The following is a 23,634-nucleotide window of genomic DNA, read 5'->3' as shown; positions in this document are numbered from 1 at the left end:
TCGACCCACCACCAACTCCTGCCACCAGCACCAAAGGGTCACATGGTCTACAGGAAATCGGCCTGAGCGGCATCGACTTCACAGCGTCTTCGCTTTAGCACTCTAAAATTGAGACTAATCAAGTACTTACGACACGACGCTGGTGAAAAATATTATAGGGGCTAACAACCCACCTACCGCACCCGAGGTGAAATTGGTCACCGTGGACGACGGCAGCACGGGCCAAAGGCTGGATAACTTCTTGTTACGCCAGCTCAAAGGTGTGCCCAAAACCCACGTCTACCGCATCATCCGCAGCGGCGAGGTGCGCATCAATAAAAAACGCGCCTCAGCTGACACCCGTGTGGAAGAAGGTGACGTGATTCGTCTGCCGCCCGTGCGCATGGCCGAACGCGTGGAAACAACATCGGGCTCGGCCACGCCTGCCGCCGCTGCGGCACCCGCGCGTGAATTCCCCATACTGTTTGAGGACGAGCACTTTCTCGCCATCAACAAACCCGCCGGCGTGGCCGTGCATGGCGGCAGCGGCGTGAGTTTTGGCGTGATCGAGCAGTTGCGCATCGCGCGCCCACAAGCACGCTACCTGGAACTGGTGCACCGGCTGGACCGCGAAACCTCGGGCATTCTGCTGATCGCCAAAAAGCGCAGCGCCCTGCTGAACCTGCAAGACCAGTTCCGTGAACGCGAAACCGGCAAGACCTACCTGGCGTTGACGCTGGGGGCCTGGCCGGCGAATAAGAAGGTGCTGGACAAACCGCTGCACAAATACCTGCTGGCCGACGGCGAGCGCCGCGTCAAGGTGGTGGCCAAGGACGACCCCAACGGCATGCGCTCGCTGAGCCTGGTGAAGATCCAGCAAAAGCTCGACGACTACTCCTTATTAGAAGTGACCATCAAAACCGGCCGCACCCACCAAATTCGCGTGCACCTGGCCAGCGAAGGGCATCCGATTGCCGGTGACGATAAATACGGCGACTTCGAGCACAACAAGCTGATGCAAAAACACGGACTCAAACGCATGTTCCTGCACGCCTGGAAGCTGCAGCTCAGCCACCCCGCCACCGGTGAAGCCTTGGCGCTGCAAGCCGATTTACCGCCCGAACTGCAGAGTTTTGTGAGCCAACCCTTACGCCCACACTGGGCGCCGTCTGGCTCGTCCTAACAACACTGTTGACGTTTACAGGGGCAAATGAATAGGCGATGATCAAGTAACCTTTTGCTACCTGCTACATTTTGGGCTTATGGCCGTTGTCGACACATTCAAACAGGACGCCTCTTCTGTAGCCCTGCCCGGGTTAGCAAGAGCGTTGATTCTGGCCGGCAAGCTGGGGCAAAAGGCCGCTGAAGACATCTATAGCAAGGCCAAGTCCAGCCGCACCAGCTTTATCGCGGAGTTGGTGGGCTCGGGCTCGGTGTCGGCCTACGATCTGGCGCACACCATGTCGGTGGCTTTTGCCGCTCCATTGCTGGACCTGGACGCCATAGACCTGCAGCGCCTGCCGCGTGATTTACTGGACCCCAAGATCTGCCAGGCCTACCGCGTGGTGGTGCTCAGCAAGCGCAACAACCGCCTGATCGTCGCCACGGCTGATCCGGCCGATCAGGACGCGGCCGAGAAGATCAAGTTCTCAACCCAAATGGGCGTGGACTGGATCATTGCCGAGTACGACAAGCTCTCCAAGCTGGTCGATGCGAGCACCATGTCCGCCGGCGACGCGCTAGACGGCATCACTGGCGGTGACTTCGAGTTTGACGACGCCATGATGGCCCCGCATACCGAAGTGGCCGACGTCAGCAGCAGCACCAACGAAGTTGAAGATGCGCCGGTGGTGAAGTTCCTGCACAAGATGCTGCTCGACGCCGTGGGCATGCGGGCCTCTGACTTGCACTTCGAGCCCTATGAACACCAGTACCGCGTGCGTTTTCGCATTGACGGCGAGTTGCGCGAGGTCGCCTCGCCGCCGGTGGCCATCAAGGACAAGCTGGCTTCGCGCATCAAAGTGATCTCGCGCCTGGACATTTCCGAGAAGCGTGTGCCGCAAGACGGCAAGATGAAGCTCAAGGTCGGCCCTGAACGGGTCATAGACTTCCGCGTAAGCACTCTGCCAACACTGTTTGGCGAGAAGATCGTGATCCGTATCCTCGACCCCAGCAGTGCCAAGCTCGGTATTGAAGCACTGGGCTACGAACCCGAAGAAAAGGCGCGCCTGCTGCACGCCATTGGCCGGCCTTACGGCATGGTGCTGGTGACCGGACCCACGGGTTCGGGCAAGACCGTGTCGCTGTACACCTGTCTGAATTTGCTCAACAAGCCGGGCGTGAACATCGCCACGGCCGAAGACCCGTCTGAAATCAACTTGCCGGGCGTGAACCAGGTCAACGTCAATGAAAAGGCCGGGCTGACCTTTGCCGCCGCGCTGAAGTCGTTTCTGCGCCAGGATCCGGACATCATCATGGTCGGCGAAATCCGCGACCTGGAAACCGCCGACATCTCCATCAAGGCCGCGCAGACCGGACACTTGGTGCTGTCCACGTTGCACACCAACGACGCGCCCACCACACTCACGCGTATGCGCAACATGGGTATTGCGCCGTTCAACATCGCCTCGAGTGTGATCTTGATCACCGCACAACGCCTGGCGCGCCGCCTGTGCAGCAACTGCAAGGTGCAGATCGACATTCCCCCCAAGGCTTTGCTTGACGCCGGTTATGCAGAAGAAGATCTCGACGGCTCGTGGAAGCCTTATGGCCCCGTAGGCTGCTCGGCCTGCAACCACGGCTACAAGGGCCGTGTTGGCATTTACCAGGTGATGCCGGTGAGCGAAGAAATCCAGCGCATCATCCTGCGTGATGGCGATGCACTGGAAATTGCCGAGCAAGCCACGCGTGAAGGTGTACGCAGCCTGCGCCAATCAGGCTTGGTCAAGGTCCGGCAAGGCATGACTTCGCTGGAAGAAGTACTGGCCGTCAGCAACGAATAACACGAACAACACCGGAAGCGACCAAGGCAATTCATGGCAACTGCAGCGTCCAGGGACATCAAAGAGTTCATCTTCGAGTGGGAAGGCAAAGACCGCAACGGCAAGCAGGTGCGCGGTGAAACACGGGCGGTGGGCGAGAACCAGGTCCAGGCGACCTTGCGCCGCCAGGGCGTGTTTCCCACCAAGATCAAAAAGCGCCGCATGCGTTCGGGCAAGTCGATCAAGCCCAAGGACATCGCGATTTTCACGCGCCAGCTGGCCACCATGATGAAGGCCGGTGTGCCGTTGCTGCAGTCGTTTGACATCGTGGGCCGCGGCAATGCCAACGCCAGTGTCACCAAGCTGCTCAACGACATCCGCACCGATGTCGAAACCGGCAGTTCGCTGAGCGCGGCGTTCCGCAAGTTTCCCATGCACTTCAACAGCCTGTACTGCAACCTGGTGGAAGCCGGTGAAGCCGCGGGTATTCTGGAGTCGCTGCTGGACCGCCTGGCGACCTACATGGAGAAGACCGAGGCCATCAAGTCTAAGATCAAATCGGCATTGATGTACCCCACTTCGGTGATCGTCGTGGCGTTTGTGGTGGTGTCGGTGATCATGATTTTTGTGATTCCGGCGTTCAAGGAAGTGTTTGCCAACTTTGGCGCAGATCTGCCGGGACCGACGCTGATGGTGATCTCCATCAGCGAGGTGTTTGTGGCCTATTGGTGGCTGATTTTTGGCGCCATTGGCGGCGGCTTTTACTTCCTCATCCAGGCCTGGAAGCGCAGCGAGAAAGTGCAGATGTTCATGGACCGGGCGCTGCTGAAGATGCCCATCTTCGGCATCATGGTCGAAAAGGCCGCTGTGGCGCGCTGGACGCGCACCCTGGCCACCATGTTCGCGGCCGGCGTTCCACTGGTAGAGGCGCTTGATTCCGTGGGCGGTGCCGCCGGCAACTCGGTCTATGCCAAAGCAACCGAAAAGATCCAGCAGGAAGTGGCCACCGGCACCAGCTTGACCAATGCCATGACCAATGCCAACGTGTTCCCGTCCATGGTGCTGCAGATGTGCTCCATAGGTGAAGAATCTGGCTCTATCGACCACATGCTGGGCAAGGCCGCCGACTTTTATGAAGCCGAAGTCGACGACATGGTGGCCGGTCTGTCCAGCCTGATGGAGCCCATCATCATCGTGGTGCTGGGGGTGATCATCGGCGGCATCGTGGTGTCCATGTATTTGCCAATCTTCAAGCTGGGCGCGGTCGTCTGATGCAGCAGTTGATGTGGATTGATGCCGCGCTGGGCGGCATTCTGGGCTTGATTGTGGGCAGCTTTCTGAACGTGGTGATCCACCGCATGCCGAAGATGCTGGAACGCCAATGGGCACAAGAGTACGCTGATCTGCAGGGCCAGGAAACACCTGGCGAGGACGGCGCTGGCACCTACAACCTGCTACGCCCGGCCTCTGCCTGCCCCAAGTGTGCGCACAAGATCCGCTGGTATGAAAACATTCCGGTGTTGAGCTATCTGTTTTTACGTGGCCGTTGCAGTGGCTGCGGCACAGCCATCAGCCTGCGCTATCCGCTGGTGGAACTGGCCACTGGCGCGCTGTTCGCCTTCTGTCTGTGGCAATACGGCTGGACCGTGCAGGCGCTGGCCTGGTGCGGTTTCTCGGCCGCGCTGCTGGTGCTGGCGCTAATCGATTGGGACACCACCCTGCTGCCCGACGACATCACCCTGCCCCTGCTCTGGGCCGGCCTGGTCTGCGCCGCGCTGGGCTGGACGCCGGTGCCGCTGGTGGCTTCGCTGTGGGGCGCCGTTGCTGGCTACCTTTTCCTCTGGTGCATCTTCTGGGCGTTCAAGCTGCTGACCGGCAAAGAGGGCATGGGCTACGGCGACTTCAAACTGCTGGCTGCCCTAGGCGCCTGGTTCGGCTGGCAGGCCTTGGTGCCCATCATTCTGGCGTCGTCGGTGATTGGTGCCATCATCGGCGTCGGCATGAAGTTCAGCAGCAATCTGCGCGAAGGCGGCTACATCCCGTTTGGGCCTTTTCTGGCGGGCGCAGGTTTTGTGGCCATGGTCTTCGGGCCCAATGCCATTCTGCATTTCATCGGGCTTTAGGCCATGACCCGCAGCGCCTTTCGGCTCGGCCTGACAGGCGGCATCGGCAGCGGCAAAAGCACGGTGGCGCGTATGCTGGTGGAGCGCCATGGCGCGGCACTGGTGGATGCCGATGCCATCTCGCGCGCCACCACGGCCAGCGGTGGCGCGGCGATCAACGCCATCCAGACACAGTTTGGCCCGGCTTTCATCAACGCTGACGGCGCACTCGACCGCGAGCAGATGCGCGAACTGGTGTTCACCGACCCCACGGCCAAGAAGCGGCTGGAGCGCATCGTGCATCCGCTGGTCACACAGGCGATCTTGGCGCAGGCTGAAGCGGCCGTCGCCAATGGCTATCGTTGTGTGCTGCTGGACATTCCGCTGCTGGTGGAATCGGGCCACTGGCGTGCCCGCCTGGACCGTGTGTTGGTGGTCGATTGCCTTGAAGAAACACAGGTGGCACGGGTGGTGGCACGCAACGCCATGCCCGCAGAGACGGTGCGCCAGATCATCGCCAGCCAGGCCAGCCGAGCACAACGCGCGGCATCGGCCGACATGGTGCTGTTCAATGATGGGTGTACGCTTGATTCATTAGGTAACGAGGTGGCGCAGATCGCGGCACACTTCGGGCTATGATTCCCGCACTCAAAAAAGACTTGGCGTGATCCTCTACGAATACCCCTTTAACGAACGCATTCGCACTTACCTGCGCCTGGAACATCTGTTTCGCCGCCTGGGTGAGTTGACACCTCGCGAACATCCGCTGGACCACCATTACGCGCTGGCCACGATCTTCGAGGTGATGGATGTGGCAGCCCGTGCCGACTTGAAGTCCGACGTCCTCAAAGACCTCGAAAAGCAAAAAACGGTGCTCAACAGCTACCGCGGCAATCCATCCATCTCGGAAGAGCGCCTGGATGAAGTGGTGCACCAGCTCGACAGTTGCTTCACAGCCCTGCACAACCAGCCGGGCAAAGCCGGCCATTCGCTCACCGAAAACGATTGGCTCATGAGCCTGCGCAGCCGCATCAACATCCCGGGCGGCACCTGTGAATTCGATCTGCCGTCTTATTACGCCTGGCAGCACAAGCCTGCCGATGTACGGCGCCAGGCCATCGAATCCTGGGCGGCAACGTTTGGCCCGTTGGCCGAATCGATCCACCACCTGATGAAGATGCTGCGCGAATCCGGCTCACCGCAGAAGGTGATGGCCGTGGGCGGCCAGTTCCAGCAAAACCTGCCACAGGGCCGTACCTACCAGTTGCTGCGCCTACGCATAGACGAAGGGCTGGAGCTCACGCCCGAGATCAGTGGCAACCGGCTGATGGTGTCGGTGCGCCTGATGCGCCACGGCGAAGACGACAGGCTGCACTCCGCAGCCGAAGACGCTTCGTTTGAAATCGCGCTGTGTGCTTGAAACACCGGCCAGAACACCCATGTTGGCCTGATGGCCGAACCGCAGATGTCCGAACCCTCCTCACCTCTCCCGCCGTTTGAAGCCGCCGTCCAAGTTGACCGCTGGGTGAACTGCCCGATCTGCAAGGGACCAAGTCTTTTTGCAGCGCGCAACCGCTACCGCCCTTTCTGCAGCGAGCGCTGCAAGAACATAGACCTAGGCGTGTGGGCCAGCGAAAGCTACACCATGCCAGCCGACAACCCGCCAGACGACCAGGTCTACGGCGACCCCAAACTGCAATAAAAAATCCGCCACGGACCAGCCTGGCGGATTTTTTATTCGAGAACCAAATTGACCGTTTACGCTTGTTTCGCAAGCGTATCAAGCTACTGAAATAGTAGCACCTTGAAAATCGCGCTCTTGGGCCAGCCAGTCCAGCACCGGCACGGCGCCCGGCAACACCGGGCCCACATTCACGGGCAGCGATTGCCAGCTGAACGACTGGGCCTCACGCATTTGCAGTTCGCCTGACCAGGCGCGGACCTTGCAAAAGTTCAACCGCACCAGCGCATGCGGGTAGTCCACCAACTCGGTACGCCAGGACTCGGCAGCCGCAATGTCGATGCCCAGTTCCTCATGCAATTCACGGCGCAGCGCCTGCTCTACGGTTTCATCTGCTTCCAGCTTGCCACCAGGAAACTCCCAGTAGCCGGCATACACCTTGCCGACCGGGCGGCTGGTGAGCAGAAAGCGGCCGTCCGGCTGGATCAGCACGCCCACCGCCACATCCACCACGGCACGGTCGGCACCGCCCTCTCGCGGCAAGTTGCCATCGGCCACCAATGCTGTGCTTGTGGCCGTGCTCATGCGGCCGCGCTGTGTTGACCAGCGTAGTCGCGCGCAAACTGGTAGGCCACACGGCCACTGCGCGAGCCACGCTCCAGCGCCCACACCAGGGCTGCAGGGCGCACTGCATCGATGGCGGCTTGGCTCACACCAAACGAGCCCAGCCACTGCGCCACGATGGCCAGGTATTCGTCTTGCGAAAACGGGTAGAAGCTGACCCACAGGCCAAAACGCTCGGACAGGGAAATTTTCTCTTCAATCACTTCGCCGGGATGGACTTCGCCATCTTCGGTATGGGTGTAGCTGAGGTTTTCCTTCATGTACTCGGGCAACAGATGGCGCCGGTTGCTGGTGGCGTAGATCAGCACGTTGGCGGTGGACGCAGACACCGAGCCATCGAGAATCGATTTCAGCGCCTTGTAGCCCGACTCGCCATCTTCAAAACTCAGGTCGTCGCAGAAGATGATGAACTTCTCGGGCCGGTCGGCCACCACGTCGATGATGTCGGGCAGATCGGTTAAATCGGCCTTGTCGACCTCGATCAAACGCAGGCCCTGGGCGGCATAGGTGTTCAAGCAGGCCTTGATCAGCGACGACTTGCCGGTGCCGCGCGCACCGGTGAGCAGCACGTTGTTGGCCGGGCGGCCTTCGACGAACTGCTGCGTATTACGCTGGATTTTCTCTTTCTGGCCGTCGATTTCCTTGAGCGCATCAAGCGACATGGCGGCCACGTGGCGCACCGGCTCCAGGCCACCATGGCCCGAGCTGCGCTTGCGGTAGCGAAAAGCGATGGAGGCCGTCCAATCGGGTGCCGACAGGGGCTGCGGCAACACCTGCTCAATACGCTGCAGCACACGCTCGGCGCGTTCGATCAACCGTTCAAAATGTTCGTTCATGCTCTTCTCGGCGGCTGTTGGGGCGCCAGAGGCTAACACCCCTGGGCATGTCTCTGGTCTATCGACCGGCCTTATGACCGGTAATCGGCATTGATCGTCACGTATTCGTGGCTGAGGTCACAGGTCCATACGGTATCTGCGGCGTCGCCTCGTCCCAGCACCACACGCACGGTGATTTCGCTTTGTTTCATCACGCGCTGGCCGTCTTCCTCGCGGTAGGCCGGGTTGCGCCCGCCCTTCACCGCCACATGCACGTCGTCGAGGAACAGATCAATCAGCGTCTGGTCCAGATCGGCAATGCCGGCATAACCCACGGCAGCCAGGATGCGACCCAGGTTAGGGTCGCTGGCAAAGAAAGCGGTTTTCACCAAGGGTGAATGCGCGATAGCGTAGGCCACCTGACGGCACTCGTCGCCGGTCTTGCCGCCTTCCACCCGCACGGTGATGAACTTGGTGGCACCTTCGCCGTCGCGCACAATGGCCTGGGCCAGCTTTTGCGCCACTTGCAGCAGGCCGGCCTTCAGGGCCTTGCCGTCGGCACTGTCCCAGGAGCTGACTTCAGCGTGGGCCGCCTGGTGTGTGGCGATCACCATGAACGAGTCGTTGGTGGAAGTGTCGCCGTCTATCGTCACACGGTTGAACGAGGCATCGGCCAAGGTCTTGGCCAGGTCTTGCATCAAAGCCGGCGCGATCTTCGCATCGGTGGCCAAAAAGCCGAGCATGGTGGCCATGTTCGGGCGGATCATGCCGGCGCCTTTGCTGATGCCGGTGATGGACACCTTCACACCGCCCAACACGACTTGCGTGCTGAAGGCCTTGGCCACGGTGTCGGTGGTCATGATGGCTTCGGCGGCGCGGCCCCAGTTGGCTTCCTTGGCGTCGGCCAAGGCTGCGGGCAAGCCGGCTTCGATACGGTCATGGGGCAGCGGCTCCATGATCACACCGGTGGAGAACGGCAAGATCTGCTCGGGCGCCAGATCGAGGTGGCGCGCCAGCGCGATGCAGGTGGCGCGGGCACGCATCAGGCCGTCTTCACCAGTGCCGGCGTTGGCATTGCCGGTGTTGACCACCATGGCACGGATGCCGAGATTGCGCGCCAGATGGTCGCGGCCGATTTGCACCGGCGCGGCACAGAAGCGGTTTTGCGTGAACACGCCGGACACGCTGCTGCCTTCATCCAACAGCAGCACCGTCAGGTCTTTACGATTGGCCTTGCGCACACCGGCTTCGGCGATGCCCAGACGGACACCCGGCACAGGCAACAGATCGGCAGGATTGGGGGGCAACAGATCAACGGGCATGATGAACTTTCTGTGGTGGTTCTAGATGTTCAAAAGACAACGCACGTGGCGCCATCGGCCAAACGCCCGTGGGCCGCAGGGCCCACGGGCGTTCTCATCACAAATTAAGCCAGCTTACCGTGACAGGCTTTGTACTTTTTGCCGCTGCCGCAGGGGCAAGGGTCGTTGCGCCCGACATTGGCAAATTCACTGCCTGCCGCCGCGGCCGCAGCTGCGCTGGCCACACTGCTCAGGGCCGGGCGGGTTTCGGCTTCACCGGATTCATTCGGTGCGCTGTAGGTCACGTTGGAGATGCCATCACCACGTTGTTCCAGCACTTCGGCGGCTTCAGCCGCTTGTTCGCTGGTTTGCACCTTCACGGTCATCAAGACCTTGGTGACGTCGTTCTTCACGGCATCCAGCAGTTGGCCAAACAGTTCAAACGCTTCGCGCTTGTACTCTTGCTTGGGTTGCTTCTGGGCATAACCGCGCAGGTGGATACCTTGGCGCAGGTAATCCAGCGCGCTCAAGTGTTCACGCCAGTGTGAATCCACGCTTTGCAGCAGCACCATGCGTTCAAACTGCGTAAAGTTGGCCCCGCCCACCAAGTCGACCTTGGCCTGGAAGGACGCGTTGGCACTCTTGACCACGCGCTCGACAATTTCTTCGTCGGTGATGGCCGCCGCACCTTGCACTTCGGCGGTTAATGGCACTTCCAACTGCCACTCCTCGCGCAGCGTGCGTTCCAGCGCCGGAAGATCCCACTGCTCTTCCACCGATTCCACCGGCACGTGCTGGCGTACCAGATCGGTGAAGCAGCCTTCACGCAAGCTGGTGATCTGCTCGGCCAGGTCGCCAGCGTCCAGAATGTCGTTGCGCTGCTGATAGATCACCTTGCGCTGGTCGTTGGAGACGTCGTCATACTCCAGCAGCTGTTTACGCACGTCGAAGTTACGCGCTTCGACTTTGCGTTGCGCGCTCTCGATGCTGCGTGTCACGATGCCGGCTTCGATGGCTTCGCCTTCAGGCATCTTCAAACGGTCCATGATGGCGCGCACACGGTCGCCCGCAAAGATGCGCATCAAGGTATCGTCCAGGCTCAGGTAGAAACGCGAAGAACCTGGGTCACCCTGGCGGCCGGAGCGGCCACGCAACTGGTTGTCGATACGGCGCGACTCATGACGCTCGGTGGCGATGATGCGCAAGCCGCCCAGGGCTTTCACCTTTTCGTGGTCTGCCGCTGTTTGCGCGCGCACACGCTCGATCTCGGCGGCCTTGGCGGCTTCGTCCAGCGTGGCGTCGTTTTCGACTTGTTCCAGGGCCTTTTCCAGGTTGCCGCCGAGCACGATGTCGGTACCGCGGCCCGCCATGTTGGTGGCGATGGTGATCATCTTGGGACGCCCCGCCTGGGCCACGATATCGGCTTCACGCGCGTGCTGCTTGGCGTTCAGCACTTGGTGCGGCAGGCCTTCCTTGTTGAGCAGCGCGTCGATGATTTCAGAGTTCTCGATCGACGTGGTGCCCACCAGCACGGGCTGGCCGCGCTCGTAGCATTCGCGAATGTCCTGGATCGCCGCCTGGTACTTTTCGGCCGTGGTTTTGTAGACGCGGTCGAGTTGGTCGTCTCGTTTGCTCGGGCGGTTTGGCGGAATCACCACCGTTTCCAGGCCGTAGATTTCCTGGAATTCGTAGGCTTCGGTGTCGGCCGTGCCGGTCATGCCCGAGAGTTTGTTGTACAGGCGGAAGTAGTTCTGGAACGTGATGGAGGCCATCGTCTGGTTTTCCGCCTGGATGGCAACGCCCTCCTTGGCTTCCACGGCTTGGTGCAGGCCGTCGCTCCAGCGGCGGCCGGTCATCAGGCGGCCGGTAAATTCGTCAACGATGACGATCTCGCCGTTTTGCACCACGTAATGCTGGTCGCGGTGGTACAGGTGTTGCGCCCGCAGCGCGGCGTAAAGGTGGTGTACCAGGCTGATGTTGGCCGGGTCGTAGAGTGATGCACCTTGGGGAATCAGTCCTTGCTCGAACAGAATGCGTTCGGCGTTTTCGTGGCCGGCTTCGGTCAAGAAAACCTGGTGCGATTTTTCATCAATGGTGAAGTCGCCGGGCGTGATGATGCCCTCGCCGGTGCGCGGGTCGGCTTCGCCTTCCTGGCGTTTGAGCAGCGGCACCACTTTATGGATCGCCAGGTACAAAGCGGTATGGTCTTCGGCCTGGCCGCTGATGATCAGCGGCGTGCGCGCTTCGTCGATCAGGATGGAGTCCACCTCATCGATGATGGCGTAGTTCAGCATACGCTGCACACGGTCGTTCACCTCGTAGACCATGTTGTCACGCAGGTAGTCGAAGCCGTATTCGTTGTTCGTGCCGTAGGTGATGTCGGAGTTGTAGGCGGCCTGCTTTTCTTCGCGAGCCATCTGCGGCAGGTTGATGCCCACCGAAAGCCCGAGGAAGTTGTACAGCCTAGACATCCAGGTCGCATCGCGGTTGGCCAGATAGTCGTTCACCGTGACCACGTGCACACCCTTGCCGGACAACGCGTTCAGGTACACCGGCAAGGTGGCGGTGAGTGTCTTGCCTTCACCCGTGCGCATTTCGGAAATTTTGCCGTTGTGCAGCGACATGCCACCGAGCATTTGTACGTCGAAGTGGCGCATCTTCATGACACGCTTGGACGCTTCGCGCACCGTGGCAAATGCCTCCGGCAAGATCGCGTCCAGCGTTTCCCCGGCAGCCACACGCTCCTTGTAGGCCTGGGTTTTGCCACGCAACTCATCGTCACTCAGCTTTTCGAACTGGGGCTCCAGCGCGTTGATGCGCTCCAGGGTCTTGCGGTACTGCTTGAGCAGGCGCTGGTTGCGGCTACCGAAAATTTTGGTGAGGAAATTGGTGGTCATGTATGCAAAGTCACCGCACCTGCCAAACAAGCAGCGCAGAGAGCAAAATCCCTAAAACGTTTGGAATCAACTGAGGCCGCAGCGAAGAATCTCAACCCACGGTCAGCGGGACGATCACGATTTTCTTCGCCAAAACCGAACGATTTTACCTATGTGAAATAACGCGCCCGTTCACTAGGGCGACTTCGTCGCCACAGAGCGTGTATTTGGCAGATCACGCCCCGCGACCAGAAACTTTTCCGGATTTTGCGGCACCCCTTGCACCAACACTTCAAAGTGCAGGTGCGGCCCCGTGGAACGCCCAGTAGTGCCCACTTCGGCGATTTTTTGCCCGCGACGCACAAGATCACCCTTCTTCACCCACACCCGAGAAGCGTGGGCATAACGGCTCACAAGGCCGTTGCCATGGTCGATTTCAAGCATTTGGCCGTACTCGGCGTGGTATTCCTGCGTGACCACCACACCGCCTGCAGCGGCCACGATGGCCTCGCCCTGTGCGGCCTGAAAGTCCATGCCGGTGTGTAATGCCGAGCGCCCGGTCAGTGGATCGATGCGCCAACCAAAAGGCGAGCCCAGCACGCCGGTCGCGGTGGGCAGTTGCGTCGGAACCATTGATTTGCGGATCTTTTCGTCCAGCAGGCGTGACTCCACCATGGTCATCCAGTCAGAGCGCTGCTCCGCCGCGATATTCAACTCCCGCAGCAGCGCATCCAACTCCTGCACCGTCAGGGAGCGGCTGGCGATCAGGGCGCCGCCCTGTCCTGCAGGCGGCGGCGCCTTGATGGCACTGACGCCAGCAAGACCCGATACCCGTTCGCCCAATGAATCCAGCTGCAACAACCGGGCCTGCATTTCGCCCACTTTACGGGCCATGGCATCCAGGTTCTCGCGCATGAAGCGCTCCCGCTGCGCCATTTCATCGTTCAGCACAAAACGCCCCAGGCGCCCACCACCCTCACCCGCACCAGCCACCACCAGCCAGTGGTACACGCTGACCGTCATCAACATCAGAAAAACCGAGGCCAACACGCCAACCAACAACAGCCGGGTACCACTGAGATGGATCGCCCGGCTTCTGGCCAGCCAAGCGTCCGTGATAATCAAGTGCATTCGCTCGTCCCCTTTATCAGGCACCCATGTGCCTCAGCACCCACCATGCGTTATAGCCACCAAACCGTCACCGCCCTGAAAGCGGCTGAAGACGCCCCATCGCTCAAGCGATTGACGGCCTTGGTGAAGGATTCCGCGCAACGACTGAAAGCCGTTGAGCCCCTTATTCCTGCAACATTGCGCCCACATATCAAAGCAGGGCCGATTGACGGCGACGTGTGGTGCTTGCTGGTAGAAAGCTCTGCCGCGTCTGCCAAGCTGCGGCAACTCGCACCCGCGTTGCTTGCACATCTGCGCACAAAGGGCTGGCAGGTTACTTCAATTCGGCTCAAGGTTCAATTGAAGAACTGAATCGCCGGGTTTCTGACAGCGAAATCAACGACCGGGTGATTGACAATGCCCGAATGAAAAAAAGCAGCACAAGGCCGCTTTTAAGACAACTTTTCAACCCCGGCAGCAACGCTATCGAGGACTCAAGTTTGGAACACGTGGTGTGTGGAATGGTGCCGATTGTCGGAATCGAACTGACGACCTACCGCTTACAAGGCGGGTGCTCTACCAACTGAGCTAAATCGGCACAGCGCTGCATTTTACAGATTCCTTTGCAGGTTTCTGGCTGCAGCAAAAACTTACTTCACACGTTTCAGCGCGGGCCGAGGACCAGGGCCACGAGGTGGTGGCTCGGGCGCATCTTCAGCAGAGGAGCCGTCAGCCACACCCAGCGGCACGATGTTGGAGTGGTCTTCTTCGGCCACACCTGACTCGGCTGCGGTCCCTACATCCGGCACTGAACGCAATCCGCTCTTAGCCGATGGGGGAGGCAGTTCATCGCCCCGCGCCGCAGATGTGGCCACTGGAGCGGGAAACGCCATGCCTTGCCCGTTCTCACGCGCATAAACAGCGATGACACGCCCGACAGGCACCAGAATTTCCCGCGCTGTACCGGCGAACCGGGCTTTGAATTCAATGAACTCATTGCCCAGCTTGAGCGAACTCGTGGCGTCAAAACTGATGTTGAGGACGATTTCGCCGTCTTTCACATACTCTCTCGGCACCTGTACCGAATCGTCCACCAACACGGCCACATAGGGCGTAAAACCGTTGTCAGTGCACCATTCATACAGCGCCCGAATCAGATAAGGGCGGGTCGAGGTCGATTCCAATGCGTTCATCATCAGTTGGGGCCGATCAAGCTTACTTACGCATCACTTTTTCAGATGGCGTCAGCGCTTCAATGTAGGCCGGGCGCGAGAAAATACGCTCAGCATACTTCAACAACGGGGCCGCGTTCTTGCTCAGGTCGATGCCGTAGAAGTCCAGGCGCCACAGCAACGGGGCAATCGCCACGTCCAGCATGGAGAAGTTCTCGCCCAGCATGTACTTGTTTTTCAAGAACACCGGAGCGAGTTGTGTCAAACGGTCGCGGATGTGGGCACGAGCCTTTTCCAGGGCCTTTTCGTTGCCCTTGGAGGCGCGCGACTCGAGTAAGCCCACATGCACGAACAGTTCCTTCTCGAAATTGAGCAGGAACAGGCGCACGCGCGCACGGTCGACGGGGTCGCCGGGCATCAGTTGCGGGTGTGGAAAGCGCTCGTCGATGTACTCGTTGATGATGTTCGATTCGTACAGAATCAAATCGCGCTCAACCAGGATGGGCACCTGGCCGTAGGGATTCATCACGTTGATGTCTTCTGGTTTGTTATACAGATCCACATCACGGATTTCAAAGTCCATGCCCTTTTCGAACAAGACGAAACGGCAGCGATGAGAAAACGGGCAAGTGGTTCCCGAATAAAGCACCATCATGGCAACAAGCTCCTAAAAATCAAAAGAGTGGGAGGTCGTGCCGACGTCCCACTCTGAAAAAGCCGCTAACGCCAAAACGGCGTAACAGACTCGCTCTTAACTACTTGACGTCTTTCCAGAACGCGGCATTCAAACGCCATGCAATGAAGGTAAACACGCCAAGAAAAATCATCACCCAAACGCCCACCCGCACACGGGTGTTTTGCGCCGGCTCGGCCATCCACTGCAGGTACGAGACCAGATCGCCGGTCGCTTGGTCAAAGGCCAGCGGCGACATGGTACCCGGCTTCACTTGCTCCCAACCCTTGAACACATGCACTTCGTGCCCGTGTTCACTGGTCACCTCATAGAGGGGCTTTCGCTCACCTTGCAACTCCCACAGGGGGTTGGGCATGGCTACCGAGGGAAACACCATATTGTTCCAGCCAGTGGCCTTGGTGTCGTCGCGGTAGTAACTGCGCAAGTAGGTGTAGAGGTAATCAGCCCCTGTTCCGCCGTGGCCCGCGCGTGAGCGCGAAATCACGGTCAGGTCGGGAGGATTGGCCCCAAACCAGTCTTTTGCCTGTTTGGGATCGATCGCCGCACGCATGGTTTCGCCGACTTTGTCGGTCGTGAACAGCAGATTATCCTTTATCTGCTGATCACTCAGTCCAATGTCCTTCAAACGGTTGAAACGCATGAAGGCTGCGGAGTGGCAATTGAGACAGTAATTGACGAATAATTTGGCCCCATTTTGCAGGGCAACCACGTCGTTGGTGCGATTTGGCGCCTTGTCCCAGGCGAAGCCTCCCTCGGACGCTTGCGCCCCGGTCAGCACACCAGCCACCAAGCACAAACCAGCCATCAATTTTTTGATTTTTTTCATCGTCGAGCTCTCTGGCTTAGTGGGCAGCAAAAACAACGCGTGAGGGCACAGGCTTGGTTTCGCCTTTGGCGCTCCACCATGGCATCAACAAGAAGAAGCCAAAGTAGAACAAGGTCCCGATTTGCGAAATCCGCTCGCCCGCTGGCGACGGTGGCTGCACGCCCAGGTAACCCAGGACGAAGAAATCGACCACAAAAATGGCGTAGATGTATTTATGCCAGCTCGGACGGTAGCGAATCGATTTCACACCGCAATTGTCCAGCCACGGCAAGAAAAACAAGATGATGACCGCGGCCCCCATGATCACCACGCCCCAGAACTTGGCGTCCGTGCTGTACATGAAGGCACACACACCCAGGGCGACAACCAAAGCCACGCCCTTGACCAGACCCGGCAAACGGGTCTTGACCGCAGTGAACACCGCAGCACCCAGCACGCAGGCCATCAACACGTATTTCATTTCATCGGTGATGGCACGCAGCATCGAGTAGAACGGCGTGAAGTACCAGACGGGCGCGATGTGCGCCGGCGTCTTCAAGGAGTCGGCCGGAATGAAGTTGTTGTACTCCAGGAAGTAGCCGCCGAACTCGGGGGCGAAGAAGATCACTGCAGAGAAGGCCATCAGGAACACCGCCACACCCAAGATGTCGTGCACCGTGTAGTAGGGATGGAACGGAATACCGTCGAGCGGGTGGCCGTCTGCGCCCTTCGTGGCCTTGATTTCAATGCCGTCGGGGTTGTTCGAGCCGACTTCGTGCAGCGCAATGATGTGTGCTGCCACCAGGCCCAACAGCACCAGCGGCACTGCAATGACGTGGAAGCTGAAGAAGCGGTTCAGCGTCGCGTCGCCCACCACGTAGTCACCACGGATCAGCAGCGCCAGGTCTGGGCCAATGAACGGAATGGCGGCAAACAGGTTCACGATCACCTGCGCACCCCAATAACTCATTTGGCCCCAGGGCAGCAGGTAGCCCATAAAGGCTTCTGCCATCAGGCACAGGAAGATGGCGCAGCCAAAGATCCACACCAACTCACGTGGCTTGCGGTAGCTGCCGTACAACAACCCACGGAACATGTGCAGGTACACCACCACAAAAAACGCCGAAGCGCCGGTGGAGTGCATATAACGGATCAGCCAACCCCAGGGCACATCACGCATGATGTATTCCACGGAGGCAAAAGCCAGCGTAGCCTCGGGCTTGTAGTGCATGACCAGGAAAATCCCGGTCACGATCTGGATCACCAGCACCAACATGGCCAGCGAGCCAAAGAAGTACCAGAAGTTGAAGTTCTTGGGCGCGTAGTACTCGCTCAAGTGCTCTTTGTAGAGCTTGGATGCCGGAAAACGGTTATCTACCCAATTCAACAACTTTGCAGAGGCTGCTGCGTTGGGGGAAATTTCTTTCATTTCTGCCACGGTATGCTCCGGTAGAACGTGCGGTCAAGAATCAGGCTTTTTTGTCTTCGCCAATCAACAAACGAGAGTCCGTCACATACATGTGCGGCGGCACCTCAAGGTTGTCTGGCGCTGGCTTGTTCTTGAACACCCGGCCGGCCATATCGAAGGTTGAACCGTGGCAAGGGCAGAGAAAACCACCCTCCCAGTTGTCAGGCAGGGACGGCTGCGCCCCTTTCTGGAATTTGTCAGACGGGGAACAGCCCAGATGCGGGCAAATCCCTACCGCGACAAAGATGTCTGGTTTGATGGAACGCCCCTCGTTGCGCGCGTAGGCGGGCGTCAACTCATCGGGTTTGCGTTCGGATTTTGGATCCGCCAGTAGCGGATCATTCTTGGGCAGGTCTGCCAGCATCTCTGGCGTGCGCTTGACAATCCAGACGGGCTTGCCGCGCCATTCAACCGTTATCTTCTCCCCCGCTTTCAGGTTCGAAATATCCACCTCTACGGCAGCCCCCGCTGCTCGCGCCCTCTCCGATGGGCTGAAAGAACTGACAAAGGGTACGGCAACGGCTACTCCGCCTACCGCCCCAGCGCAACCGGACGCAATCATCCACGTCCGTTTGCTATTGTCGACTTGTGTCTCGCTCATGGGGAAAATCCTCAATGATCGTCGTTGTTATGTTTCGCCAAAATGATTGTAGCGGAGCGATTACAAACATCTCAACGTGCTTAGAGACACCGAATATGGCAGACGCTTCATTTTGTGGACAATAGGTGCTCGTACCAACGATTGAATGGGAGTGGACACAAATGGGAATGCTCAAAGAATTTAAAGAGTTCGCCGTCAAGGGCAATGTCATCGACCTGGCCGTGGGTGTGATCATTGGTGGCGCCTTTGGCAAGATCGTCGACTCGGTTGTCGCCGATCTGATCATGCCTATCGTGGGCCTGGTCTTCGGCAAGCTCGACTTCTCCAACATGTTCATCGTGCTGGGAGCCGTGCCGCCGAATACGGCGATGACTTATGACGCACTGACAAAAGCCGGCGTGCCACTGTTGGCCTATGGCCACTTCATCACCATTGCGGTGAACTTCATCATTCTGGCGTTCATCATTTTCATGATGATCAAACAGATCAACCGCCTGAAGAGAGACACGCCCGCAGAGGCACCTGCCCCAGCCGCCACACCCGAAGACGTGTTGCTGCTGCGCGAAATTCGCGACAGCTTGAAGAAGTAATACGGGGGCGGCAAGCCCCTGCCGCCAACAAGCCTAGGCTTGGCTGGGCCCAAGTAATTGCCGCGCCATGTGCAGCGCCTCGATCAGGCTCGCGGCGCTGGCTTGGCCGGTACCAGCGATGTCGAACGCCGTGCCGTGGTCCGGGCTGGTCCGCACCAGCGGCAGGCCCAGCGTCACGTTCACGCCTTTGTCTACACCCAGATACTTCACAGGAATCAAACCCTGGTCGTGGTACATCGCCACCACCACGTCAAACTCGCCGGGCTGGCCATTCTTCGCACGCGCCCGCATGAACACGGTGTCAGGTGCAAACGGACCGTGTACGTCCAAACCTTCGGCACGCGCCGCAGCCACGGCGGGCTGAATCGTCTCCAACTCTTCTCGACCAAACAGCCCGCCCTCACCCGCATGCGGGTTCAAGCCAGCGACGGCAATACGCGGCGCACGCCCCAAACTGGCGGCCACGGATCTGTGGGTGATACGCAACGTTTGCAGCACGTTGTCGAAGCTCACTGCCTCAATAGCGTCGCGCAGTGAGATGTGTATGCTCACCAGCACCGTGCGCAACTCGTCATTGGCCAGCATCATGCGCACCGGTACATCGTGCACGGACTGTTGTAAATAGGTTGCAGATTCGGCCTGCAGCAATTCGGTATGCCCTGGAAAGGTCACACCCGCCGCCGCCAAGGCCTCCTTGTGCAGTGGTGCGGTGACCAGGGCGGCCACCTCTCCGCGCAACGCCGCGCGGGCAGCCCACTCCACAGCATCGGCCGCAGCACGCCCGGCAGCGGCACTCACGACACCCAACGCAATCTTCAGCGGTGCCAATGGCTGCGTGACCTGCAAAACAGGGATACACCCCGGCGGCACAAACCACGCCTGGGCGGCGTTTTCGAGCACCGCCACCGGCAGTGGCGCGCCGCCGTGGGGGCAGACCATACGGCTGGCCTCACGCATCACAAACACATCACCAGCGACAAAGCTGCCACGCGTCAGCGCCGGCGCCTCGCGGTAAGCCTTGGCGATGATCTCCGGACCAATGCCGGCCGGGTCACCGAGTGTGATGGCGAGCGGCAATGATGTTGCTGGAGCAGACATAAAAATACTCAGGCGGGGTTGTCGATGTCGATGAAGCTGTGCTCCAGACCGAGTTGTGCCGCCACATGGCCGGCCACCGCAGGGGCGCCATAACGTTCACTCGCATGGTGGCCGCAAGCGATGAAGCTCACGCCGCACTCGCGCGCGTAGTGGGCCTGCGGTTCCGAGATCTCCCCGGTGATGAAGGCTTGCGCGCCAGCCGCAATCGCGGCCTCAAAGTACGACTGTGCACCACCCGTGCACCACGCTACATTTTGAATAGCGCCTGGTGCTCCAGGTACAAGCGTCACAGGTCTCTTGAGACACAACTCCACGTGGGCGGCCAAGGCATCACCACTGGCAAATACGCCGCCGTCGCTGCGCTGGCCCAGGAAACCCAGGTCGTTATCGCCAAAGCGTCTGCCTTCGGTTGGCGTGCTCAAGCCCAATTGCAGACCCAGTTGCGCGTTGTTGCCCAGTGTGGGATGTGCATCCAGCGGCAGGTGGTAGGCGAAAAGATTGATGTCATGCGCCAGCAGCAAGGCCAGGCGCTGCTTCATCCAACCGGTGATGACACCGCTTTGGCCACGCCAAAACAAACCGTGATGCACAAAGATGGCGTCCGCCCGCGCTTCGATGGCAGCTTCAATCAGCGCGCGGCTGGCGGTGACGCCCGAGACAATGCGTTGAATCTCGGGCTTGCCCTCGACCTGCAGGCCATTCGGGCCGTAGTCTTTGAAGCGGGCGGGCTGCAGCAACGTGTCGAACGTTTGCAGCAATTCCAAACGGGTGGTGCTCATGCGGCGATTGTCTCAGCCCCACCACCGGTTTGCGGAAATCAGGCTAGGAATCAGGCCTTGTGGGCCTGCGTTTCCATGTGGCTGCGCGACGAGATCGGCAGCAAGCCCAGGATCAGGCCCAGTGCAGCCAAGGCGGCCACGTAGTGTGCAGGCGCCAGCACGTCTTTCTGCAGCCACAACGAGATCACGATAGGTGTTGCCCCACCGAAGATGGCATACGCCATGTTGTAGGCAAAGGACAGGCCAGAGAAGCGCACAGCGGCCGGGAAGGCGCGCACACCGATCACCGGCACCAGCGAAATCGAGCCCACGAACAAACCAACCAGGCCATAGGTCAACACCAGCGACAGCGGCGTGCCAGGCAGGCCGTGGTAGAACAGGTAGGAGGTCAGCAGCAAGCCACCATAACCGACGATCATCATGGCGCGTGTGCCGAAGCGGTCGGCGCCCCAGCCCATCAGCGCACAGCCTATGGTCAGCGTCAACGTGGCAAAGGCATTCGCCCACAGCGACAGTTGCGGCGACACGCCATGCACCTTTTGCAGGTAGCTCGGCGTCATCAACACCACCACCACAATGGCGGCCGACAACACCCAGGTCAGCAAGCCCACCACCACCACGGCTGCACGGTGGTCGCGCAGAATGGTTTTCAGCGGCAACTCGGCATCGACCTTGCGGCGCTCGGCCAGTTGCTTGAAGACGGGTGTTTCGTGCAAGAAGCGGCGCAGGTAGACCGACACAAAGCCAAACACACCACCCAGAATGAACGGAATGCGCCAGGCAAAATCATTCACCTCGGCCGGCAGGTAGTAGGTGTTGATGGCCACGGCCACCAGCGAGCCCAGCAAGATGCCGCCGGTGATGCCCGCAGTCAACGTGCCCACGGCAAAGCCGTAGCGGTGCGATGGCACGTGTTCGGCCACAAACACCCAGGCGCCAGGCATCTCACCGCCAATGGCAGCGCCTTGCAGCACACGCATCGCCAGCAGCAGCAGCGGCGCAGCCACGCCAATGCTGGCATAGGTGGGCAGCAGGCCTATGACCAGCGTGGGCAAAGCCATCAGGAAAATGCTCAAGGTGAACATGCGCTTGCGGCCCAGCACGTCGCCGAAGTGGGCGATCAAAATCCCACCCAAGGGGCGCGACAGGTAACCGGCGGCAAAGATGCCAAAGGTTTGCAATTGGCGCATCCAGTCCGGCATCTCCGCTGGAAAGAACAAGTGGCCCAGCACGTTGGCAAAAAACACGTAGACCACGAAGTCGTAAAACTCCAGCGTGCCACCCAGGGCCGACAGGCTCAGCGTGCGAACGTCACCACGTGACAGGGAAGGCGACGAAGGCGTCGCGGCAGGCGCATGTGCACCCGCGGTAAGGGATGGGGAAGCAGACATCTTGACTCTCAAAGCAGTAGAAGAACTGCTGCGCATCAGAACGTGTGGACGATCCAAGCACTGCCAGGGATGGGGCAACGCAGCCAAACGGCCATTCAAAGGAAACCCGGGGATCAGGGCTAGCTGCAGGCGCAGGAGCGGGTAGCTCTGGCACAGGGAACGGTTCAGGCTGGCACAGACTGTTTCAAATATTATAGGTGTTTACCCCATTCCACACCGCTAGCATGGGCAGTGCCGCAGCAGCCACCTCGGCCATGCGCGAAACCCTTGCCGGGGACGCATTTTGGCGGCGGGGCGTTGCCGTTCTCAACGACAATTCATCACCCCATTCGCTCACCAAATCACTGCCGCTTCGGCTCCCTACACAAGCATTCCAAACCATGAAGCGCCTTTGGCTCGTTTTTGCCCAGTCTGTCACCGTCCTGTTGGCCGCCTACTTTGTCGTGGCCACACTCAAGCCCGAGTGGATAGGCCGCCCCACACGCGGCGGCTTTGGCTCGGTGTCCTTGATAGAAGCGCCCGCTTCGACCAGCACAGCCCCGGTGGCTGGCAGCTTTAGCGCGGCGGCGCGCCAGGCGTCGCCCGCCGTGGTCAGCATCAACACCAGCAAGATGGCCGCGCGCGACCCGCGCTCCAACGACCCGTGGTTTCGCTTTTTCTTTGGCGACCAAGGCAGCCAAACCCAGGCCGGTCTGGGCAGCGGCGTGATCGTCAGTCCCAATGGCTATATCCTGACCAACAACCATGTGGTTGAAGGCGCCGACGCGATTGAAGTCATCCTGACCGACAGCCGTCACGTCACCGCCAAGGTGATAGGCACCGACCCCGACACCGATCTCGCCGTGCTGAAGATAGATCTGGACAAGCTACCGGTGATCGTGCTCGGCAACTCAGACGCCTTGCTGGTGGGCGATCAGGTACTGGCCATCGGCAACCCCTTTGGCGTAGGCCAGACCGTCACCAGCGGCATCGTCAGCGCCTTGGGCCGCAACCAGTTGGGCATCAACACGTTTGAGAACTTCATCCAAACCGACGCCGCCATCAACCCCGGCAACTCGGGCGGCGCGCTGGTCGACGTGAATGGCAATCTGATGGGCATCAACACCGCCATCTACTCACGCTCCGGTGGCAGCATGGGCATTGGTTTTGCCATTCCTGTGGCCACGGCCAAGCTGGTGCTCGAAGGCATCGTCACCGAAGGCCAAGTGCGTCGCGGCTGGATTGGCGTGGAGCCCAATGAGCTGTCGCCCGAGCTGGCCGAAACCTTTGGCGTCAAGGCCGACCAAGGCGTGATCATCACCGGCGTGCTGCAAAACGGCCCCGCCGCCAAGGCTGGCATTCGTCCGGGCGACGTGATCACCAATGTGGCCAGCAAAGACGTGCACAACGTGTCGGAGCTGCTGAGCAGCGTGGCCGCCTTGAAGCCTGGCACCACGGCCACCTTTGAAGTGCTGCGCCAGAGCAACAAGCTAAGCCTGGAGGTCACACCCGGCCTGCGCCCGACACCACAGCGCCCCACGCGTTAAGGCGCGAACCCCACAAAACAAAGGGCCGCAAACTGCGGCCC

Annotated in this window: 23 protein-coding genes and 1 tRNA gene; 10 read left to right on the top strand and 14 right to left on the bottom strand. The window is 59.9% G+C overall.

The genetic code is table 11. The features are described from left to right. The first annotated feature begins 142 nt into the window (after positions 1-142). From ACFQ95_RS11245 to ACFQ95_RS11215, 7 genes are all read left to right on the top strand, one after another. Positions 143-1,162 carry an RluA family pseudouridine synthase gene (locus tag ACFQ95_RS11245; protein WP_422830977.1) on the top strand — a complete coding sequence of 340 codons (1,020 nt, stop codon included), beginning with the start codon at positions 143-145 and terminating at the stop codon, positions 1,160-1,162. Between the two features lie 79 nt (positions 1,163-1,241). Next, positions 1,242-2,981: a type IV-A pilus assembly ATPase PilB gene (pilB, locus tag ACFQ95_RS11240; protein WP_422830975.1), complete on the top strand. Its 1,740-nt coding sequence runs from the start codon at positions 1,242-1,244 to the stop codon at positions 2,979-2,981. A gap of 33 nt (positions 2,982-3,014) precedes the next feature. Continuing rightward, a complete protein-coding gene (locus ACFQ95_RS11235) occupies positions 3,015-4,232 on the top strand; it encodes a type II secretion system F family protein (RefSeq protein ID WP_422830974.1) in 1,218 nt (405 codons plus the stop codon). Then, positions 4,232-5,083 (top strand): prepilin peptidase, encoded by an 852-nt coding sequence (locus tag ACFQ95_RS11230; protein WP_422830973.1) that lies wholly within the window; start codon positions 4,232-4,234, stop codon positions 5,081-5,083. The genes ACFQ95_RS11235 and ACFQ95_RS11230 overlap by 1 nt, the downstream gene beginning before the upstream one ends. 3 nt (positions 5,084-5,086) lie before the next feature. Continuing rightward, positions 5,087-5,701 (top strand): dephospho-CoA kinase, encoded by a 615-nt coding sequence (gene coaE / locus ACFQ95_RS11225; protein ID WP_422830971.1) that lies wholly within the window; start codon positions 5,087-5,089, stop codon positions 5,699-5,701. 25 nt (positions 5,702-5,726) lie between these two features. After that, positions 5,727-6,482, top strand: coding sequence for a cell division protein ZapD (zapD, locus tag ACFQ95_RS11220; RefSeq protein ID WP_422830970.1), 756 nt, complete (start codon positions 5,727-5,729; stop codon positions 6,480-6,482). A gap of 45 nt (positions 6,483-6,527) precedes the next feature. Beyond that, complete coding sequence (locus tag ACFQ95_RS11215; protein ID WP_422830968.1) at positions 6,528-6,764, top strand: DNA gyrase inhibitor YacG; 237 nt, start codon at positions 6,528-6,530, stop codon at positions 6,762-6,764. 78 nt (positions 6,765-6,842) lie between these two features. Here the strand turns inward: ACFQ95_RS11215 and ACFQ95_RS11210 are convergent, their stop codons facing one another. The 5 genes from ACFQ95_RS11210 to ACFQ95_RS11190 all read right to left on the bottom strand — a co-directional run bounded on the left by ACFQ95_RS11210 (position 6,843) and on the right by ACFQ95_RS11190 (position 13,490). Then, the gene (locus ACFQ95_RS11210; RefSeq protein WP_422830967.1) at positions 6,843-7,328 is read right to left on the bottom strand and encodes an NUDIX domain-containing protein; all 486 of its coding nucleotides are present in this window, start codon (positions 7,326-7,328) and stop codon (positions 6,843-6,845) included. Then, the gene (locus ACFQ95_RS11205; RefSeq protein WP_422830966.1) at positions 7,325-8,203 is read right to left on the bottom strand and encodes an ATP-binding protein; all 879 of its coding nucleotides are present in this window, start codon (positions 8,201-8,203) and stop codon (positions 7,325-7,327) included. The genes ACFQ95_RS11210 and ACFQ95_RS11205 overlap by 4 nt, the downstream gene beginning before the upstream one ends. A 71-nt stretch (positions 8,204-8,274) precedes the next feature. Continuing rightward, positions 8,275-9,504 carry a bifunctional glutamate N-acetyltransferase/amino-acid acetyltransferase ArgJ gene (gene argJ / locus ACFQ95_RS11200; protein ID WP_422830964.1) on the bottom strand — a complete coding sequence of 410 codons (1,230 nt, stop codon included), beginning with the start codon at positions 9,502-9,504 and terminating at the stop codon, positions 8,275-8,277. A gap of 104 nt (positions 9,505-9,608) precedes the next feature. Then, complete coding sequence (gene secA, locus ACFQ95_RS11195) at positions 9,609-12,380, bottom strand: preprotein translocase subunit SecA (RefSeq protein ID WP_422830962.1); 2,772 nt, start codon at positions 12,378-12,380, stop codon at positions 9,609-9,611. A 174-nt stretch (positions 12,381-12,554) separates the two neighbouring features. Beyond that, the gene (locus tag ACFQ95_RS11190; protein ID WP_422830960.1) at positions 12,555-13,490 is read right to left on the bottom strand and encodes a M23 family metallopeptidase; all 936 of its coding nucleotides are present in this window, start codon (positions 13,488-13,490) and stop codon (positions 12,555-12,557) included. A 45-nt stretch (positions 13,491-13,535) separates the two neighbouring features. Here ACFQ95_RS11190 and ACFQ95_RS11185 point away from each other — a divergent pair, with 45 nt between their 5' ends. Further along, entirely contained in the window at positions 13,536-13,841 is a 306-nt protein-coding gene (locus ACFQ95_RS11185) for a DciA family protein (protein WP_422830959.1), read from the top strand. A 150-nt stretch (positions 13,842-13,991) separates the two neighbouring features. Here ACFQ95_RS11185 and ACFQ95_RS11180 read toward each other — a convergent pair. From ACFQ95_RS11180 to petA, 6 genes are all read right to left on the bottom strand, one after another. Then, positions 13,992-14,067 (bottom strand) — tRNA-Thr (locus ACFQ95_RS11180). Positions 14,068-14,119: 52 nt separating this feature from the next. Then, positions 14,120-14,665: a ClpXP protease specificity-enhancing factor gene (locus tag ACFQ95_RS11175; protein WP_422830957.1), complete on the bottom strand. Its 546-nt coding sequence runs from the start codon at positions 14,663-14,665 to the stop codon at positions 14,120-14,122. A gap of 19 nt (positions 14,666-14,684) precedes the next feature. Continuing rightward, a complete protein-coding gene (locus ACFQ95_RS11170) occupies positions 14,685-15,296 on the bottom strand; it encodes a glutathione S-transferase N-terminal domain-containing protein (RefSeq protein ID WP_092758180.1) in 612 nt (203 codons plus the stop codon). Positions 15,297-15,396: 100 nt separating this feature from the next. Next, the gene (locus ACFQ95_RS11165) at positions 15,397-16,152 is read right to left on the bottom strand and encodes a cytochrome c1 (RefSeq protein WP_422831126.1); all 756 of its coding nucleotides are present in this window, start codon (positions 16,150-16,152) and stop codon (positions 15,397-15,399) included. A 25-nt stretch (positions 16,153-16,177) separates the two neighbouring features. Next, positions 16,178-17,569 carry a cytochrome b gene (locus ACFQ95_RS11160; RefSeq protein WP_422831124.1) on the bottom strand — a complete coding sequence of 464 codons (1,392 nt, stop codon included), beginning with the start codon at positions 17,567-17,569 and terminating at the stop codon, positions 16,178-16,180. A 40-nt stretch (positions 17,570-17,609) separates the two neighbouring features. Beyond that, positions 17,610-18,209 carry a ubiquinol-cytochrome c reductase iron-sulfur subunit gene (petA, locus tag ACFQ95_RS11155; protein WP_422830955.1) on the bottom strand — a complete coding sequence of 200 codons (600 nt, stop codon included), beginning with the start codon at positions 18,207-18,209 and terminating at the stop codon, positions 17,610-17,612. Positions 18,210-18,370: 161 nt separating this feature from the next. Here petA and mscL point away from each other — a divergent pair, with 161 nt between their 5' ends. Beyond that, positions 18,371-18,799: a large conductance mechanosensitive channel protein MscL gene (gene mscL / locus ACFQ95_RS11150; protein ID WP_422830953.1), complete on the top strand. Its 429-nt coding sequence runs from the start codon at positions 18,371-18,373 to the stop codon at positions 18,797-18,799. A gap of 33 nt (positions 18,800-18,832) precedes the next feature. Here the strand turns inward: mscL and pdxA are convergent, their stop codons facing one another. From pdxA to ACFQ95_RS11135, 3 genes are read right to left on the bottom strand one after another with little or no spacing between them, the layout of a single operon-like run. After that, on the bottom strand, positions 18,833-19,897 hold the full coding sequence (gene pdxA, locus ACFQ95_RS11145; RefSeq protein WP_422830951.1) for a 4-hydroxythreonine-4-phosphate dehydrogenase PdxA: 1,065 nt from the start codon (positions 19,895-19,897) through the stop codon (positions 18,833-18,835). 8 nt (positions 19,898-19,905) lie between these two features. Further along, entirely contained in the window at positions 19,906-20,676 is a 771-nt protein-coding gene (locus ACFQ95_RS11140) for a Nif3-like dinuclear metal center hexameric protein (RefSeq protein ID WP_422830949.1), read from the bottom strand. 50 nt (positions 20,677-20,726) lie between these two features. Beyond that, positions 20,727-22,067: an MFS transporter gene (locus tag ACFQ95_RS11135; protein WP_422830947.1), complete on the bottom strand. Its 1,341-nt coding sequence runs from the start codon at positions 22,065-22,067 to the stop codon at positions 20,727-20,729. 380 nt (positions 22,068-22,447) lie between these two features. Here ACFQ95_RS11135 and ACFQ95_RS11130 point away from each other — a divergent pair, with 380 nt between their 5' ends. Beyond that, entirely contained in the window at positions 22,448-23,593 is a 1,146-nt protein-coding gene (locus ACFQ95_RS11130; protein WP_422830945.1) for a trypsin-like peptidase domain-containing protein, read from the top strand. The last annotated feature ends 41 nt before the right edge of the window (positions 23,594-23,634 follow it).

The organism is Variovorax sp. HJSM1_2, assembly GCF_049316285.1.
Classification (GTDB): domain Bacteria; phylum Pseudomonadota; class Gammaproteobacteria; order Burkholderiales; family Burkholderiaceae_C; genus Rhodoferax_B.
Note: the sequence above shows the minus strand (reverse complement) of the source record. Positions and strands in the feature narration are given on the sequence as shown.